Here is a 17,613-nt window from a genome sequence, read left to right as displayed (position 1 = left end):
CGAATATCGCAGTCGACCGCGTCAGGCGGGGCAAAAATCGCTGCGCCCGCCTGGGCTGATGCTGTGTCTAGTCAGTAAACGTCTCGCAGATAGCGCTTCTGCTCGCTCAGGTGACGCCAGTATTCAGTGGCGCCCTGCGGGTCAAGTCCACCCTGGCGTTGCGCGACCTCGCGCAGGGCCAGGTCGACATCCTTGGCCATGCGACTGGCATCCCCGCAGATGTACAGTTGCGCCCCTTCCTGTAGCCACCGCCAAAGCTCGGCGCCGTGTTCGCGGATGCGATCCTGCACGTAGATTTTCTCTGACTGATCACGGGAAAACGCCAGGCTGAGTCGAGTCAGCAGACCATCACGCTGCATACCTTCCAGTTCTTCTCGATAGTAGAAATCGGTCGCGGCGTGCTGCTCGCCAAAGAACAGCCAGTTGCGACCTTCGTCACCCCGCGCACGTCGTTCTTGCAGGAACCCTCGAAACGGTGCCACGCCCGTGCCAGGACCAATCATGATGATCGGCAGGTCGCCATCGACCGGTGGGCGAAAGTGCTTCGACGGTTGAACGAATACCGGGACCTCACCGCGTTCTGCGCGATCGGCGAGGAAGGTCGAGCAGGTGCCTTTACGCTTGCCATAACGGACGGCTGCCACGGTGAGATGGACTTCGTGGGGATGTGCCTTGGCGCTCGAGGCAATGGAATACAGGCGCGGTTGCAGGCGCTTGAGCGTGCCCAACAATTCGCTGGCCGAGCAGTCGATCGGGAACTCCTGCAACACGTCCGCCAGTTGCCGACCCCACAGCCAGTCTTTCAGTTGCGCCTTGCGCTCACTGCCCAGCAGTTGTTTCAGCGCCGGGTTGGGGCTGCGCTCGGCGATGAATGCGAGGGTGTCGCTGTTCGGCCGGGCGATTTCGAAATGCTCGGTCAGGGCCTGGTGCAACGGGATATCACCCAGCTTATCGACGTTGACGGTGGTGTCAGTGCCCAGTCGGGTTCGTTCGAGCAACTCGCCGACCAGTTCCGGGCAGTTGCGCGGCCAGACACCCAAGGCATCGCCGGCCTCATAGGTGAGCCCGGAGTCATTCAGGGCCAGTGAAAACATTCGGGTTTCCTTGTTTTCACTCTGGTGGTTCAGGTGCCGATTGACCAACAACCTTGACGAGTAGGGATTGGCCTTGCTGGGCGTCTCGATGGCGTGAACCACCACGTTTTGTGTGGGCGCGACCCTCACCGACTGCACGGGCATCAACGTGTTGTGCAACTGCGCCAGCCAGGTGTCTGCGCGAGCCTCGAACTCGGTATCGCAATCGACGCGTTCCATTAGCCGTGTCGCGCCCAGTTCCTGCAGACGCTGATCGAGCCTTTTGCCGTGCTGGCAGAACTGGTCGTAATTGGGGTCACCCAACGCCAGTACCGCAAAACGCAGCGATTCCAGACGTGTCTCGGCAGTGTTCAAGGTGTGCCAGAAACCTTCGCCGTTGTCAGGAGGATCGCCGTCACCGAAGGTGCTGCTGATCAACGCCAGTGTCTGGGTGCTGGCCAGTTTGCTCGCCGGAAAGTCGGCCATTGCACTCAGCTCCACCGCCAGGCCGGCGTCGCGCAAACGCGAGGAAAAACGCTCGGCCAGGGCTTCGGCGTTACCTGTTTGCGACGCCCACAGCAGCGTCACCGAGGGGGTGTTGTCCGTTGTAGAAGAGGGCGCGGTCGCATGGTTGCTGCTCACGGATGGCGTGCTTGAATCGATACGGTTGGGGATGTCCAGGAACGCATGCTCGATCAGCTCGATCCGTTGCAAAGCGACCGCGCAGAATTTGAATTCGGGCTGCAGGGAAATCGGATCGACCGCGTCGTGGGTCACTGCGTTGATCGCCAGGTTTTCGCCAAACACATCGTTCCAGTGGAAGGGCGCAAAGCAATTGCCTGGCCGCACGCGGTCGGTGACCACGGCGGGTAACACCGCCCGGCCCCGTAGCGAACGGACTTCGACCGGGTCCTTGTCCTTAATGCCCAGGCTGGCGGCGTCTTGCGGGTGTATCTCGACGAAGGGCCCGGGATTGAGCTTGTTCAGCGTCGCGACTTTTCCGGTCTTGGTCATCGTGTGCCACTGATGCTGCAGGCGACCGGTGTTGAGCACGAAGGGGAAATCCTGCCCCGGCATTTCCGCCGGTGACAGGTGCGGACGCGCCAGGAACGTCGCCTTGCCGTTGTCAGTGGGAAACACGATGGCGGGTTGGCTGCCATCGGCTTCGACCTTGAGCGTCTGGCTGGCGCCGTTGTTGAGGTAGCGAATCGGATTTCGGTCCGGCGTGTCATCCAATGCGCAGGGCCATTGCAGCGGTTTTTCGCGCAGGCGCGCATAACTCGCGCCCCGAATGTCATAGCCGGTCTTGGGGTTCCAGGCGCGTTTTATCTCATCGAACACCTCGGAAGCAGAGGCGTAGGTGAAGGCCTGGGCGAAGCCCATTTCGCAGGCGACCCGGGCGATGATCTGCCAGTCCGGCAGCGTTTCGCCGGGTGGCTCCACGGCTTTTTGCATCAGCGTCAGGTTGCGCTCGGAGTTGATCATCACGCCTTCGGCCTCGGCCCACAGAGCACCGGGCAGCAGGATGTCGGCGTAGCGGTTGGTCTCGGTGTCGAGAAAGGCGTCCTGGGTGATGACCAGCTCAGCGGTCTGCAAGCCTTCGATGACGGTTTGCCGGTTGGGGGCGGAGGCGACGGGGTTGGTGCAGATGATCCAGCAGGCTTTGATGTGTCCTGAGCGCATCTGCTCGAACATCGCCACGGTGCCGCCGCCGACAGTCCGGGGCAGGCTGTCTTGAGGAATCTCCCATAGGTCTTCGATGAACGCCCGGTCCGCCTCGACGAGCACCGAGCGCTGGCCCGGCAGCCCGGGTCCCATGTAACCCATCTCTCGACCGCCCATGGCATTCGGTTGCCCGGTCAGGGAAAACGGTCCGCTGCCCGGCCGGCAAATCGCACCGGTGGCCAGGTGCAGGTTGCACAGGGCATTGGTGTTCCAGGTGCCATGGGTGCTTTGATTCAGGCCCATCGTCCAGCAGCTCATCCACTCGCCAGCCTGGCCGATCCACTCGGCCGTCTGGCGAATGTCAGCCTCGGGAATCCCGGTGATCGCGGCGACTTTATCGGGCGAGTAGTCCTTCAGGAAATCGGGCATGGCGTCCCATCCTTCGGTGAAGGAGGCGATGAAGTCCGGGTCGGTGTGGCCGTTTTTCACCAGCAGGTGCAGTAAGCCATTGAGCAGGGCGAGGTCGGTGCCGGGTTTGATTTGCAGAAACAGGCTGGCCTTGTCCGCCGTGGCACTGCGGCGAGGGTCGACCACGATCAGCTTGGCGCCAGCCTTGACCCGATCCATCATGCGCAGGAATAAAATCGGGTGACAGTCAGCCATGTTGGCGCCGATCACGAAGAACAGGTCGGCGTGATCGAAATCCTCATAGGAACCGGGTGGTCCGTCCGACCCCAGGGAGAGCTTGTAACCGCTGCTGGCGCTGGCCATGCACAGGCGTGAGTTGGACTCGATATTGTTCGTGCGGACAAAGCCTTTGGCCAACTTGTTGACCAGGTACTGGGCTTCCAGCGACATCTGCCCGGAGACATAAAACGACAGCGCGTCGGGGCCATGCGCATCAAGGATCTCGCGCAACCGCCTGGCCGTTTCACTGATCGCCGTGTCCATCGCGAGACGCACCGGGTCTCGATTGCGTTCCTGGCGCAGGTAGGCGTTTTCCATCCGGCCCGACTGTTCGATCGCCTGGCCACAGGTATTGCCTTTGGTGCAGAGTCGCCCGAAGTTGGTCGGGTGGGTCTTGTCTCCCACAACCTTGACCACCGAATTCGCTTCGACCTGCATGACGATGCCGCAGCCCACTCCGCAATAGGGACACACGCTGCGTACGGTTTTGCTAGCCATCCTCGCCCCTCGACACTCTGCCAACACCTGCCCGCCGGAAACAAAAAAGGCGCCATGTAACCCCTCCGTCAAAACGGGGAGCTACACGGCGCCTTTGTCGTATGTATGTGCAATCAGCGTTGACTGCGAGACAGGTGATTGCAAACAGCGAGCCAGAACATGACCGGCCCGGCTGGCTGGGGTTTGCAGGGGATGAGAGGGATGGGGTGCACGGTTAGGTGCACTTTTTTATAGCGGTTGGCAGCGCTCGTGCACCACGGGGAAGCCCGGTTCCTGTTTAAGCTATTTCAGCAGCCATCCAGGTAAGGAACTGCCGCAGCCGAGTTGAAAATTCATTCGATTCTGCGCAGGGACGTGTTGCCTGAGACAGAAAATAGGAGATCTGAGTGCTCATCGATGGGTACTGCTGGAGAAACAGCTCAACATGCTCATCCAGTGTTTGCGGCCACATCGCTCGACGAGTACATGCCAGTAGAGCGTGTAACGAAGCTGTGGCGAAGGATTAAACCCCTTCGCCACCGTTATCTTTTCCTGCCCGCCTTAACGCTTGATCAAAGAAATCTTCGTCCCTTCGATACTGACCCCGGCCATTAAGCCTTGCTGGTCGAAAATAAACGCATACGCGTCGTCTTTGAGCGTCGAGCTGGACAGGTTTTTCGCAGCCCCCTCATCGACCACTACAACGGTTGGGCCGACACCAATTTCCCAACCCTTGGTTTCACTCACGTATTTCACCGCTTTGTCGGTCATCAGAAACACTGCATACCCATACGACTGGGCACCTGCCTGCAGCCCCCATGACCCGGTGACGGAGTTGTAGTAGTTCTCGATTTTCGTGCCTTTCATCAAGGTGCCTTCGCCATAGCTGCCGCCGAACACCAGGCCGGCCTTGATGATTTTCGGGAAGACGAGCACGGCTTTGGCTTTGTGCGCGATGGTTTCGGCAAAGGGCGTAGCTTTGTAGAGCGTTTGCAACGCCTGTCGAGAATCGGCATCCAGGTCCTCGGCTGTGGCGGCCCCTGCTGTGTTGAGGAAGCTCGCCGAGGCCAATGAGGCGGTCGCGAGGAAGATCGAGAGGAAGAAGCGCATCGAATGAGTCATGTCCGAACTCCGATAAGGGAGCAGTGGATGGCAGCAGTGGCATTCGACGTCTGCGTCAGGCAGGAGCGAGGCGACTGAAGGTTATCCGGTGCACCCTAAAGTGTGTGAATCGCAAGCGTCGCACGTGAATGAAACTGGCTTGAGGCCTTTGCTCAGGGGCGATGCCATCACATGGTTTGACCACTGTGTAATCTCCGGGTTCGTTGTCTTGGGTGTTCCGTTGAAACAGGAGCCGAGCGGTTCTCCAAGTCAGTGCTTGGCCACCCTCGCTTTATTCAAGGCAACCTTCCGGCGTCGCGGGCAGGCTGTCGAGGAACGCGATAATTTGCCGGGTGCCACGCAGGTGCAGCGTCGGAACATGCGGGCCAACGGCCAGGCGCACTGACTCGATACCTGGACGGTAGCCTCGGTCGAACGTCCACACGAAGTTCAAAAAGGTCAGGAACGCCCGGTCGATCTTCTCGGTACAGCCGGTTGGAAGGTCTGGGCGAGGGCGGTTCATGACGCTGCGCAGGATCACCCGGGTCAAGCAGGTGAGGCGCGGCGTGTCGAGCCAGATGATCAGGTCGGTTCGAGGCAGGCGCAGTTCGAAGGTGCGACGCGCATAGTTGCCTTCACAAATCCACGCGTCCGGTTCAATGGCTTCGCGGACCCGTGCGCGGAATTGCTCGGCGTCGGGTTCGACCCAGCCGGGTTCCCAGAACAGCGTATCCAGATGCACCACGGGGATACCAAGGCGCTCGCCGAGTGCGCGGGCGAGGGTGGATTTGCCGCTACCGGCATTGCCCAGAATGACGACGCGTTGCATGGTGACTTCCTGTCGCGAAAAAAGCCGACAATTGTAGAGTGCTGTTCACTTGAGTGGTACGGATACATTTGTGGTGAGGGGATTCATCCCCGTTGGGCTGCGAAGCAGCCCCCAACCCTGCAACCTAGGTGTATCAGGTTCACCGATAGTGATGGTTTTGGGGCTGCTGCGCAGCCCAACGGGGATGAATCCCCTCGCCACAGGACTTTGCCCGTTTGGAGATCATCTAAGTGAGCAACACCGCGCCCAACGCGACTAACACCGTGTTGAGACAGACCAGCGCAAAACCGAACCTGACCAGATCGCTTTCTTCTTGCGCCTGGGTTTTGGCCAGTCCCAGGATCAGCATGACGATCGACAGCGAACCCAGTGCGGCATGACCCGCCGCGCTGTTCTGCACGGCGGCCAGCAACAGGCGGGAGCCTTCGGGCATCATGGCGATAGCCGGCATGAAGATCGCGTTGCCACCCACATTCGACCCGGTCATGTATCCAGACAGCGCGCCAAGCATCGCCACCAGTGACGTCGCGGCGGTCGGCGACAGGCCTGCGAGCAATTGCATCAACCCCGCCAGAAAGCCGGCCTTCACCATCATCTGCGACATCGCGAGAAAGAAGAAAATCGTCAACAGTGGCCGCTTTGCCCGAGCGACCAACGCAGCCGGCAGGCAGACGTCAGACCCTGGCTGGCGTTGTGTAGTGCGCGTGTGAAACCAGAGCCCGATCAGCACCAGAATCAACGCCACGCCAGGCGAGGCGAGGGGTTTCCAGCTGACCTGCGCGCCCTGTACGACCCAGTGATCCTGCCAGGCAGTGATCGCCCACAGGATCTTCAACGCAACAATCAGAACGATCAGCGCCAGATACGGCCATGCCTGACGCGGCCATTGCACCGCACCGCGCTCGCCATCACGGCGACGCAGCCCGGCGGACAGTACGGCGACTGACGTCACCAAACCCGCAGCAACGCCAGCCACCTCCGGCCCCAACCAACGACTGGCGCTGTACAGCACACCCACGAACAGCAGCCAGAAAACCCCAAGCGACCGCCATTCCCGCGACTCGCGAACACCGGCCAGGTACAGCGCCATCGCACTGAGGGCCAGGAACACCGGCGCGCTGGTCAACGCCGAAGTCGACGCCAGGGCAGGGGCGTCCAGATGAGCCAGCGAGGCACCAATGACCGACGCCAGGCCCAGCGTGCCCCACGGCATGATTGCCATGCCAGCCAGGGCAATTCGCAGCGCGACGCGACGTTCGAAAAGGCTGAGTAGCAGGGGCACCGTAGCGATCAATGACACACCAAACCCTGTCATCGCCTCCAGCAACGGTGCCAGCCCGAGGACGATGAACACCAGTTGATCGCCGCGCCCCAGACCCAACGAGCGCACCCACTGACTGAACGCCTGGTTGACGCCCAGACGCTCGATAAAAATCACGAACGCCAGCCCCGGCACGATCACGAAGGCTGTACTTGCAAACAGCACGGCGGTGTCCCGAGCAGCAGCTATCAGACTGCCCAGGTGCCAGGCATCGGCCGCGCCGGCGAGCCAAAGCACCACGACCAGTAGCGTGCCGGCGATGGCGGCGTGAACGGGTGGCCGGCGCAGCACCACGAGCATGGCGGTCACCAACAGGACGGGGGAGAGATGGAACAGTGCGAGCATGCCGATAATATCCTGTGTGAGTTCCCGACCAGCGCTGCTCCTGCAGGCTGTCGGCAAGATAATATTTCTCGCGGCTAGATAAAGGGTCGCAGTTTTCTGCTAGTTTTCGAGAAAATTTCTCGCGGAACGATCATGGCCAAAACCGACGCTGCATCCGAATCCCTGGACAAATTCGACCGTGCCATCCTGGACCTCGTCCAGCGTGACAACACCACACCGCTGCGGCTGATGGCCGAACAGGTCAACCTCTCCACGGCCGCAGTCCAGCGCCGTATCAAGCGGATGCAAGAGCGGGGCGTCATCACGGGCAATGTCGCCATCGTCGACCCCACCGCCGTAGGACGGCCGATCACGATCATCGTGGAAGTCATGGCCGAGCGCACCAGTATCGAGGCACTGGAAGCGATGAAGGCACACTTTGCCGTGCCCGAAGTTCAGCAGTGTTATTACGTCACGGGCGAAGTGGATTTCGTCCTGGTGGTGACCGTTGCCAGCATGCAGGAATACCAGGCATTGGCCCGGCGTTTGTTTGCCGAAAACGCCAACGTGACCTGGTTCAAGACCATCGTGGCGCTGGACCGCGTGAAGGTCGGGCTTGAGGTGCCAAGCGTGCCTGGGTGAGCCTGGACTGAACGGTCTTGCGTCGTCCCTACGCCTTGAAATTCCCCAAAGGCTTCAAAAAGTAAACCACTCGCTCGGTCTCCGCGAAGCCCAATGACTCATGCATGGCATGGCTTGCCTGGTTATCCAGCAGTGCATCCGAAGCCAGTTCGGTGCAGCCCGTTTCTTCGGCCCACTGTTGGATGCCCGCCACGAGTTGCCGCGCTATGCCTTGGCGGCGACTGTCGGGCTGGACGTACAGGCCTTCGAGAAAGGCCACAGGCGAGGAGTGAGTACCGTTGACGTAGTCCGACCGGATCGATGCCTCGGCAAATCCTTGCGCGGTGCCGTTCTCACTGACGAAGATCAGCACCAGATAACGCTCCGGCGCGCTCAGCATCGTCTGTTTGTCATCGTCATTGTTCGCGGCGGAATCAGGCCACAGGGCAACACGCAGCGGCAGCCAGCCGTCGTGGTCGAGCAACGTGCAACGTTTGATCATAGGAGGAACACTCGAAGGAATACCCGCCGATCATAGATCATTCCCGGTGATATCGGCCGGACGGATTTGCTGCGTTCGCAAGGGGGGCCGATCAGCACCGGCCCAACGCCGGTGCCGAGTGTTTGCCTTAGAAACGATACTTCGCCGAAGCCGTAAAGCTGCGCGGTGCACCGTATGTCAGGGCGCCGTAGGCGTCGAAGATGTCGAAGTATTTTTCGTCGGTGATGTTGTCGGCATTCACCTGCGCCGAGAGGTTTTCGGTGATCTCGTAGCGCGCCATCAGGTTGACCAGTGCATAGGCATCCTGCTGGATTTTTTCGGAGTTGCCTGCCGGGTTGATGGCATAGGTGTAGATCGAGTCTTGCCAGTTGACCCCGCCGCCAATGGTCAGCTTGTTGAAAGCACCGGGCAGACGGTAGGTGGTAAAGGTGCGCAGCAATTTGGTCGGGTACAGCGTGTTGACGTCGTCGCCGTTGGCATCGTCAGCCTTGAACTGGGTGTAGCCCACCGAGGCATTCCAGTCGGTTGCCAGCTCGCCGGAAACTTCCAGCTCGAAACCCTTGCTGGTCGCGCCTTCACTGGCCTCGTAGGCGAAGCCGCCGACAGGGTTCGCAGGGTCGATCAGCACCCCGGTGTTCTGGCCCAGATTGTCCTGCTTGATCTGGAAAATCGCGGCGGAGGCGTTCAGGCGGCCATCGAAGTACTCACCCTTGAGCCCCAGCTCGGTGCTTTCACCAACGATCGGTTCCAGCGTCTGGCCATTGCGATCGCGGACCGACTGCGGCAGGAAGATTTCCGTGTAGCTGGCATAGGCCGAGAGGTTGTCGTTGAGGTCGTAGACAACGCCTGCATAAGGGGTCAGCTCATGATCGACATCGGTCTTGCTCACTTCGGAAAAGACGTCATCACTGGTCTGCTCGTACCAGCTCTCACGCGCGCCCAGAATCACTTTGAAATCGTCGGTCACGTTCAGGCGGGTGGCGGCGTAGAGCCCTTTTTGTCGGGTCTCGCTGTAGCCGTAGTCTGTCTTCGGGCCCCACACCGGCTCGGGGAACTTACCGTTGTAGGCATCGAAGTCGGCTACCCCGCCGAACCCCGTCTGCGCATCGAGTGAATCGGCGTCGAACTTCTGTTTACTGTCCACATAACCAAAGGCCAGTTCGTGCTCGCGACCCAGCATCGAGAACGGGCCATTGAAGCGGATGCCGTAGTCATCCTGGGTGGCTTCGGTCTTGTAGGTCGCCGGGAACGAAGCCATGCCGGCGCTGCCGTTCTGCCCCGGATTGCCGGAAAGGTAGAGCAGGGAAGAGTCACTGGTTCGCTCGCCACGGTTGTAGCTGAGGTTGACTGTCCAGTCGTTGGCAAAGGTGTGATCAAGGTTGACGAAGTAGGTCTTGTAGGTCGTGTCCCACTTGCTCCAATCGGCAGAAGTCGTCTTGGAGCGGCTCCAGTGGGTGCGGCTGCCGTCGGCGTACCAGACGGGCAGACCGCCCCACATCGGCGAGTCGGCGTTGCTTTCCTGATGGCTCAAACCGAACCAGAGCGTGGTGTCGGGCGTCAGGTCGATGTCCATGGTGCCGTAGAGGGTCTGGCGCTTGTTCGAGTTCATATCGATCCACGTGTCGCCCTCGTTGGTCTCCCCGACCAGTCGTGCGCGGATCGTACCTTCCGAATTCAACGCAGTGGCCACATCGGCCTCGACGCCATAGGTGTCCCATGTTCCGCCGCTCAATTCGACCGAACCTTTCAGGTCCGTACTGCTGGCGCGCTTGCGCACCATATTGATGGACGCGGAAGGATCGCCGGCACCGGTCATCAAACCGTTGGCGCCACGCACTATTTCAACGCGGTCATACATGGCCAGGCTGCTGAAAATCTCCCCCGAACTCCATGGCTGCTCATAGATGGTGGGCACGCCATCGATCATCAGCGAGTTGAGCTCAAAGCCGCGAGCGTTGAACTGTGCCCGGCTGGTCTCGTAGCGGTTGACCGACACACCGGTGGCGTTATTGACCACGTCGAGGATCGTCTTCAGGTCCTGGTCCTGTATGCGCTGTTGGGTCACGACACTGACCGACTGCGGCGTCTCGCGCAGCGACATGCTCAGCGGCGTGGCCGTGCGTGCAGCCTCGGTCGTGTACGAATGGGTGTCTTCGGTCACGGCGCTGGGCTTGCGATTGTCAGTTTCCGTGATAGCGATCGGTGCCAAGGTCACAGAGCTTCCCGTCTCTGTCTGCTCAGTGTGTTCCGCCGCCTGCACCGAGGGCGCCGCGAAGGCGATACCGGCCGCAAGCATGTGCACGGCCAGAGCCAGAGGGCGCAGTGCCAAAGGCGCGCGCGGCGTAACGGTATGTGGTGAACACAGGGCGATGGGAGAGGGCATGCGAGCTCACGTATGATTTTGATGTTATTGGGAATCAATATCATACGCAGTTACGAAATATTGCCAAACACTTATTTGCGAATGTTTCTCATAACGGCGGAATAATCGCTTGCTGAGTGGGCCCGTCGGCGCAGCACCAGCGATTGCGCCCTTGTTGTTTTGCCAGGTAGAGCTGCGCGTCTGCCAGCTTCAGCAGGGCAGCCGGCGTGACGTCTTCGATGCTCGGCCGGCTTACCGCTATCCCGGCGCTTGCGGTCACTTTGCCCAGCGCAGACTCGGCGTGTTCGATGTTCAGGGCTCGTATGGCGTCCAGGATGTCCTCGACAACCTGTTTGGCGCCTGCGGTGTTCGTGTTGGGAAGCAGCACGGTAAATTCTTCTCCACCGTACCTGACGGCCAGGTCACCAGGTCTTTTGACCGCCCGCTGAATCGCGCCGCCCACGGCGCTCAGGCAGTCATCGCCCGCGGCATGGCCATACCGGTCGTTGTAGCGTTTGAAGTAGTCGACATCGAGCATGACCACGGCGAGCGATGAGCCTTGGCGCCTGGCCAGGCGTATTTCATCGACCAGCGCTGTATCCAGACGCCGACGGTTGCCCAGCCCGGTCAGGCTGTCCGTCAGTGCCATGTCCCGCATCGCCTGGTGCACGCGACGCAGTTGCCGTTCCATCACCATCCTTTGACGCAACTGACTCAAAACGATAAGACCGAAGACCGCGAGCACGGCGATCAAGAAGACCAGCACGAAGCCGGTTTTCAGTAGGTCCCGGCGCCAGGGTGCCGTGATGGATTCGCGCGAAAGCCCGGCTTGCACGACGAGGGGGTAGGTCGTCAATGCTCTGTAACCGTACAGGCGATCGGTGTCGTCGATGACCGCTCTGACTTCTGCGACGCCTTCGTTGGCGTGTGGCAGGTAGCGCTGGAAGATCTCGCTATTGGCCAGGCTTTTACCGACGACGGATGCCATGAAAGGGCGTCGAACCAGGATGGTTCCGTTGCGCAAGGCCAGCACCAGAGCGCCTTTGTCATCGATTTTGAAATCGCCGTAATAATCCATGAAGTAACTGACCTTGAGGGTTCCCAGCAGTACACCGGCGAAGGAACCGTCCTTGTTGTTCAAGCGGCGGGAGATGGGAATGATCAGATCGTCGGTGGATCTGCTTTTGACGACGTCGCCGATACGCACGTGTCGATCTTCGTGAGTACGGTGGTATTTGAAGTAATCGCGGTCGGCATTGTTCGCGGTATCGGGGGTTATTTCCTTGTCCGTGACAATCCAATGCCCGTCGGCGCCATAAATAAACAACCCATGCAGCTGGGGCATTATTTTGGATTGCTCTATCAGCAGTTTATGAATGCGCGGGACGTCGATGTTCTCTAATCCGTCGCCTTCCACCCGTTCGCTGAGCGCAGTGGTCAGCACGTCGACTTGCCGGATGGCATCTTCCGCATGCTGAGCCGTTGCGCGCGCCAGATTCGTTACCGAATCGTGGGCCGATGCAAACGCGGCGCGATAGTCACGCCATTCCCGCCAGCCTTCAACCGCCATGAATGCAAAGACGACCAGCAGCATGAAGCTCACGGTGAGTCGGAAGATGGTTCGCGCACGCACCGCTTTTGCAGCGGCAGCCTCGGGGGCGCTTTCTACCTTGAATCCTGGCTCTTCACTGGGGAGCATTGCACGTCCTTTACGACTGATCTGTGCATTCAACTATCAATGCAGGCAGGTTAGTCCATTGGTTTCATCTCTGAAAAACCATAGTGCGCCTTCGTGCGGTGTCCAGGCTGACGTTACCTCTGAGTGCTCGGAAGGGCCTTGATCTACTGCCCTGACAAGACCATGCGCCTGCTACTTGATTCAATCTATTAGCCAAATGAGTCACATAAAAACAATCTTTCTAGCGAACGCTTATTTTTGGTGTAACGTTAGAAAACAAATCAGATAGAGGTTTCCATGTCCAAACTTGCAGAGTTCCGCCAACTTGAAAAACACCTCGCCGAGCAGCTCAAAGCGCTTGAAACCTTAAAAGGGGATGCAGGCCTCAAACAGGAAATTGAATTCGAAACCAAACTTCGCGCGTTGCTTGCCAAGTACGGCTACAGCCTGAAAGACATCGTCAACCTGCTCGATCCAAAAGCAGGTAGCCGCACGCCCGCAGCCCAGCCGAAGTCAGGCACTCGCAAAGCTCGCCAAGTGAAGGTTTATAAAAACCCGAAAACGGGCGAAGTCGTAGAAACCAAAGGCGGTAATCACAAAACGCTTAAAGAGTGGAAGGCTGAACATGGCTCCGACACCGTTGAATCGTGGCGCAGCGCGTAATAATTTCAATGCAGAAAAAGGCCCTTCAAGGGCCTTTTGTTTAAACGAACATCAATAACTGTAGCAGCTGGCGAACCTGTGGCGAGGGGATTCATCCCCGTCCGGCTGCGCAGCAGTCGTAAAGATTTTGGGGCCGCTGCGCAGCCCAACGGGGCGGTGCGACGTTTCGATAAATCCCCTCGCCACAGGTATAGCGTCGCGCTTAACGCAGGCTTCGCCAGCTGCTACAGAACATCGTGTTTGCCTGTGATTTCACTGGCGTTAGAAGTAATACCCGATATTGATATTCGTCCGGTAATACCACTCATTGCTCCCCGCCGACTGGGTATTGGTAAAGCCCGTTCCATTCTCCGCGCCGCCGTACGGGTTGGCGTTCCTTGCCCAGGTCAGGTCGAGCCACGCGATGATCGGCATGGCCAGGAATTGCGCGCCGACGGTATACATCTGGGAGTCGTCCCAACCGCTTTTGTCTTTCATCATGCGGCTGTAGTCGTTGTAGAGCTTGATCTTCTTCAGTTGCCCGAGTTTCGGCGTTGGAATGTCGTAACCGACGTTCAGTGAAACCAAAGTAGCTTTAGAGGCGATCAAGTAGGCGGGCGTGAGGCCGTTGCCACCCATCAGCACGGAATCGTCGCTGACGCCTGCCGGGTTTTTCGGGTCGTATTCATAGCGAATACCTTGGGTGGTAACGGTCCACGGGCCTTTGTTGATGATGGCGTGGATGCCACCGGCCCAATAGTCGCCGTCATCCTTGGTGGTGTCGTTGTACAGCTGGGCGGCGGCGACCGATGCGCCGATCTCGGTTTTCCAGCCATCGTTGGTAAAGGTCCGCGCGACGCGGGCGTTGATCTGGTTGTGTTTCTCGTTGTCCTGGCGTGACTGGGTGAACGGGATCGCATTGTCTTTAAGATCAGCGTAGCGCCCGACTTCCGGCGAGTAGCGAATGTCCGACGGCAACATGCGCGGGAAGAAGCCCAGTTGCACATCCCACTCCTTATCCTTGTAACTGTATTTCAAACCCGTGCCGGCGCTGACGCCATAACCCATGAAGAAGGGCAGGTGATAACTCCAGCCGAACTGCGGATACGGTTCGAGACCGAATGGCTTGAAGGGTGCGCCCAGTTGCAGGTTCGAATTGCTGTTCAAGCGATAACCGACAAAACCGCGATCAATGGAGCGCTTTCCGTCATCTTGAAACCAATAGCCAACATCGCTGTAGAGGTTCTTGTAAGTGGCCTGTACGTCGATGCGGAAAGTGTCGAAGAGAAACCGACCATTGTTTTCAGTGGTGTCCCAATGTTCGTCGCGGTAGTTGGTGCGCAACGCGCCACCGATGTCCAGGCTGCTGTCGCCATCGTCACTGCGCCAGGCGATATGCGGAAAAGGCTTTTTGCCGGTCGTTGATGCTTCGGGTGCAGCAGGGCCGGGCTCGCCCGCGAAACTGACGCAACTGCACAACATCAATCCCAGGCATAGAACGTTATTCTTCATGTTGACCTCCCCTGTAGTGTTAAGTGACTGGCAACACTTTTCCGCCGCCTTGAAAAAGGCAGGGATGAATAACCAGAAAGTGTTGCTCTTATCAGTTGCGTGTCGGTATTGACTGTTTCACAGGTAATACGGCGTCTGGCCTATGAACTTGATGTGAATAGAGCAGAAACTATGCCAACTCTACCGGGTTGTCTTTTGTTTAGTAAAAACAATGGTTTATATGGGAAACGCATTTTCTTGTGTTGCCCGTGAAACAGGGCGCTGGCGGGGTAACGAAATTGCACGTTATCTGTGCGTCTTTACTTCACGCGCATAAAAAAAGGCCGACAACACTGTCGGCCTGTTTAACGGGTGAACTAACTAACAGCGCTATAGATCGAGCACCAAACGACGACTCTTGCACCCTGACACACACACCATCATGGATTTATTGGCCGCACGTTCGGCTTTGGTCAGCACGCCGTCACGGTGGTCGATATCACCTTCCAGCACCCGGGTCTCGCAGGACCCGCACACCCCTTCGCGACAGCTGTAGTCGATGTCGCAACCCGCCTCCAGCAACACGTCGAGCAAACTCAAACCCGGCTCGATCGACAGGGTTTTGCCGGATTTCTTCAGTTCGACGCTGTAACTGCTCTGCGCATCTTCGGAGGGCGGCAGTTCAGCCGCGACGAAGCGCTCGATGTGCGCATGGGGATAGCCGAGGCCTTCGCAGGTGCTTTCGAAGGCATCGAGCATGGGCGTCGGGCCGCAGCAGTAGAAGTGCGTGTCGGCGGGTTGATTCGCCAGGTAAGCGCCCAGGTCCGGCGGCACGCCTTTTTCGTCGTTGAAGTGGTAGTGCACTTTCGCGCCCAGGCCGCTGAGCTCTTGCACCAGGGCCGCTTCCTGCCGGGAACGTGCGCAGTAGATCAGCTCGGCGGATTTTCCCAGCGCCAGCAGTTGGCGGAACATGCAGTAGATCGGTGTGATGCCGATACCGCCGGCCACCAGGACGCTGTGTCTGGCGCTGAGGTCGAGCTGGAAGTTATTGCGCGGCGACGAGATCGGCAGCTGCATGCCGACCCGCAGTTGTCCGTGCACATATTCCGAACCGCCACGGCTGTTGCGATCGCGCAGGATGCCGACCACATAGCGGCCTTGATCGCTCGGGGAGTTGAGCAGCGAGTAGCTGCGCACCAGCCCGTTGGGCAAGTGCAGGTCGATGTGCGACCCGGCTTCGAACGGGGCGAATACCGTGTCGCCATAGGGCCGCAACTCGACACTGATGATGCCGTCAGCTTCGTAGCGCAGGGTGTGCACGAGCGCGGTGAGGGGGGAGGAATGGGACATCGGTCACCTCTTTTCGACAGTTCGCAAATCGAGATCGAGACGCGCGCCGGCCTCGATCTCCACCCGCAGTTCGGGAAACACCAGCGCGCTCACTTCGACCAGCGTCGAGGTCGGGAACACCGCATGACCTGCAAAGAAATCACGCCGCGCGCGGCCCACGTCCTCTTTGTCGGCGATGTCGGTCACATACACCGTCAGCCGGTAGAGGTTGCCGACATGCCCGCCAGCCGCTTCAACCAGCGCGCGGATTTTGTTCAACACCACCAGCGTCTGTGCGTAGGCGTCCAGCGGCGCGCCAGCCTCGACGGCCTGGCGCGTGGCGGGATGCCCGGTCATGCCGGACATCACCACGTCGTTGCCGATCAGCAAGGCATTCGACCAGGTGCTGCCGGCCGGCTCGCTCAACGAGCCGGCTTGAACACGCTGCACGGCTGCACTCATGACAACTGCTTCGCGTCGATCAACTCCAGTTGAGCCTTGGCCGCGTTTTTCAGGTAACGACGCAGACGCACCACACCGAGGTCATGCTGGTAGAGGTTTTCCCGCTGGTTGGCGTCCGGCTCCATGAACTCGAGTAACACCCGGTCCTGTTCCAGCACCGCCCAGTGCCGCGCTTCCAGTCGGTTCTTGTAGAGGAAGCGCCAGGTGTCGCGCTGCCAGCCGGTGAGTGGACGGCAACGCCAGTGGAACACCGCCGACAGCGAGCGGCTGCTTGGGGTGTAGCTGCCGATGATGGTGAAGTTTCCGCCGGGGCCGCCGGTTTTCGGGTAGGGAATTTCCAGACGCAGCCAGTGACAGCTGTTGTCCATGAATTCGGTCCAGTCGAAGTTCACGCCACGCTGGCCTTCCTTCTCGAAGAAGAACCCGGTGTCGGTGTCACGGGTGACGAATTTGGCCGTGGCTTCGCCTTCGCTCATGGAGTGCGACATCTTGTGCAGGTAGGTGCCGTGCATCGGGTCCATGACGTTGTCGATGACGTAACGGTAATCGCCTTTCCACTCGGCGTAGCAGATGAAGCTGCTCCACTCCGGGGAGGTCAGTTGCTCGGGCAGGACCAGTTCGGGCGGGGTGTCCACGTGGGGCTCGGCAGCGTTGTAGAGAAAGATCGCGCCAGCGGCTTCACGGGTGTGGAACATCCGCGTCGGGCGGCTGCCTTCGAGTTTGCAACCGGGGCTGCCGGGCACCTTCGTGACCGTACCGTCGCAGCGCACTTCAACGCCGTGATACGGGCATTGCAGACGGTCGCCGAGAATCGGTCCCTGGGACAGCGGCGCACCGCGATGCGGGCAATGATCTTCGAGGGCGTGCACGTGGCCGTCATTGTCGCGCCACAAGGCGATCTTGTAGCCCAGTCGACGGATCGACACCGGTTTCTCGCCCAACTGGTCGGACGGCAAGACCGGGAACCAAAGGTTCTTCAGGCCGTTTGCCAGGTGGTTTTCTACAGGATCGACGGTTGTATTCATGTTCATTTCTTATTTACCTCCGGC

The 17,613-nt window shown here is 59.4% G+C and carries 13 protein-coding genes; 2 read left to right on the top strand and 11 right to left on the bottom strand.

Features of this window, described 5'->3' with window-relative positions; all coding sequences use genetic code 11:
* Positions 1–71: 71 nt before the first annotated feature.
* From H7698_RS28120 to H7698_RS28105, 4 genes are all read right to left on the bottom strand, one after another.
* Positions 72–3,923 carry a bifunctional nitrate reductase/sulfite reductase flavoprotein subunit alpha gene (locus H7698_RS28120; protein ID WP_194693573.1) on the bottom strand — a complete coding sequence of 1,284 codons (3,852 nt, stop codon included), beginning with the start codon at positions 3,921–3,923 and terminating at the stop codon, positions 72–74.
* A 540-nt stretch (positions 3,924–4,463) separates the two neighbouring features.
* The gene (locus H7698_RS28115; protein ID WP_194693572.1) at positions 4,464–5,024 is read right to left on the bottom strand and encodes a YSC84-related protein; all 561 of its coding nucleotides are present in this window, start codon (positions 5,022–5,024) and stop codon (positions 4,464–4,466) included.
* A gap of 271 nt (positions 5,025–5,295) precedes the next feature.
* A complete protein-coding gene (locus H7698_RS28110) occupies positions 5,296–5,832 on the bottom strand; it encodes an AAA family ATPase (RefSeq protein WP_194693571.1) in 537 nt (178 codons plus the stop codon).
* Positions 5,833–6,058: 226 nt separating this feature from the next.
* Positions 6,059–7,498 (bottom strand): L-lactate permease, encoded by a 1,440-nt coding sequence (locus H7698_RS28105; RefSeq protein ID WP_194693570.1) that lies wholly within the window; start codon positions 7,496–7,498, stop codon positions 6,059–6,061.
* A gap of 132 nt (positions 7,499–7,630) precedes the next feature.
* Here H7698_RS28105 and H7698_RS28100 point away from each other — a divergent pair, with 132 nt between their 5' ends.
* On the top strand, positions 7,631–8,119 hold the full coding sequence (locus H7698_RS28100; RefSeq protein WP_194693569.1) for an Lrp/AsnC family transcriptional regulator: 489 nt from the start codon (positions 7,631–7,633) through the stop codon (positions 8,117–8,119).
* A 28-nt stretch (positions 8,120–8,147) separates the two neighbouring features.
* Here H7698_RS28100 and aac(6') read toward each other — a convergent pair whose 3' ends face one another.
* From aac(6') to H7698_RS28085, 3 genes are all read right to left on the bottom strand, one after another.
* Positions 8,148–8,600 (bottom strand): aminoglycoside 6'-N-acetyltransferase, encoded by a 453-nt coding sequence (gene aac(6'), locus H7698_RS28095; RefSeq protein ID WP_194693568.1) that lies wholly within the window; start codon positions 8,598–8,600, stop codon positions 8,148–8,150.
* 127 nt (positions 8,601–8,727) lie between these two features.
* Positions 8,728–10,983 carry a TonB-dependent siderophore receptor gene (locus H7698_RS28090; RefSeq protein ID WP_194693567.1) on the bottom strand — a complete coding sequence of 752 codons (2,256 nt, stop codon included), beginning with the start codon at positions 10,981–10,983 and terminating at the stop codon, positions 8,728–8,730.
* A gap of 88 nt (positions 10,984–11,071) precedes the next feature.
* Positions 11,072–12,661, bottom strand: a complete 1,590-nt coding sequence (locus H7698_RS28085; protein WP_194693566.1) for a sensor domain-containing diguanylate cyclase — start codon at positions 12,659–12,661, stop codon at positions 11,072–11,074.
* A gap of 276 nt (positions 12,662–12,937) precedes the next feature.
* On the opposite strand from H7698_RS28085, the gene H7698_RS28080 reads away from it, so the two are divergent.
* The gene (locus H7698_RS28080) at positions 12,938–13,303 is read left to right on the top strand and encodes a histone-like nucleoid-structuring protein, MvaT/MvaU family (RefSeq protein WP_162438825.1); all 366 of its coding nucleotides are present in this window, start codon (positions 12,938–12,940) and stop codon (positions 13,301–13,303) included.
* 261 nt (positions 13,304–13,564) lie between these two features.
* Here H7698_RS28080 and H7698_RS28075 read toward each other — a convergent pair whose 3' ends face one another.
* From H7698_RS28075 to H7698_RS28060, 4 genes are all read right to left on the bottom strand, one after another.
* Positions 13,565–14,794, bottom strand: a complete 1,230-nt coding sequence (locus tag H7698_RS28075; RefSeq protein WP_194693565.1) for a hypothetical protein — start codon at positions 14,792–14,794, stop codon at positions 13,565–13,567.
* A gap of 369 nt (positions 14,795–15,163) precedes the next feature.
* Positions 15,164–16,123 (bottom strand): PDR/VanB family oxidoreductase, encoded by a 960-nt coding sequence (locus H7698_RS28070; protein ID WP_194693564.1) that lies wholly within the window; start codon positions 16,121–16,123, stop codon positions 15,164–15,166.
* Between the two features lie 3 nt (positions 16,124–16,126).
* Positions 16,127–16,564 carry a Rid family hydrolase gene (locus tag H7698_RS28065; protein WP_194693563.1) on the bottom strand — a complete coding sequence of 146 codons (438 nt, stop codon included), beginning with the start codon at positions 16,562–16,564 and terminating at the stop codon, positions 16,127–16,129.
* On the bottom strand, positions 16,561–17,595 hold the full coding sequence (locus tag H7698_RS28060) for a Rieske 2Fe-2S domain-containing protein (protein ID WP_162438829.1): 1,035 nt from the start codon (positions 17,593–17,595) through the stop codon (positions 16,561–16,563). Before H7698_RS28060 ends, H7698_RS28065 begins: the two co-directional genes overlap by 4 nt.
* Positions 17,596–17,613 lie beyond the last annotated feature (18 nt).

The sequence above is a fragment of the Pseudomonas sp. p50(2008) genome, from assembly GCF_015351605.1.
GTDB lineage: Bacteria > Pseudomonadota > Gammaproteobacteria > Pseudomonadales > Pseudomonadaceae > Aquipseudomonas.
This window is presented reverse-complemented; position numbering and strand designations above follow the sequence as displayed.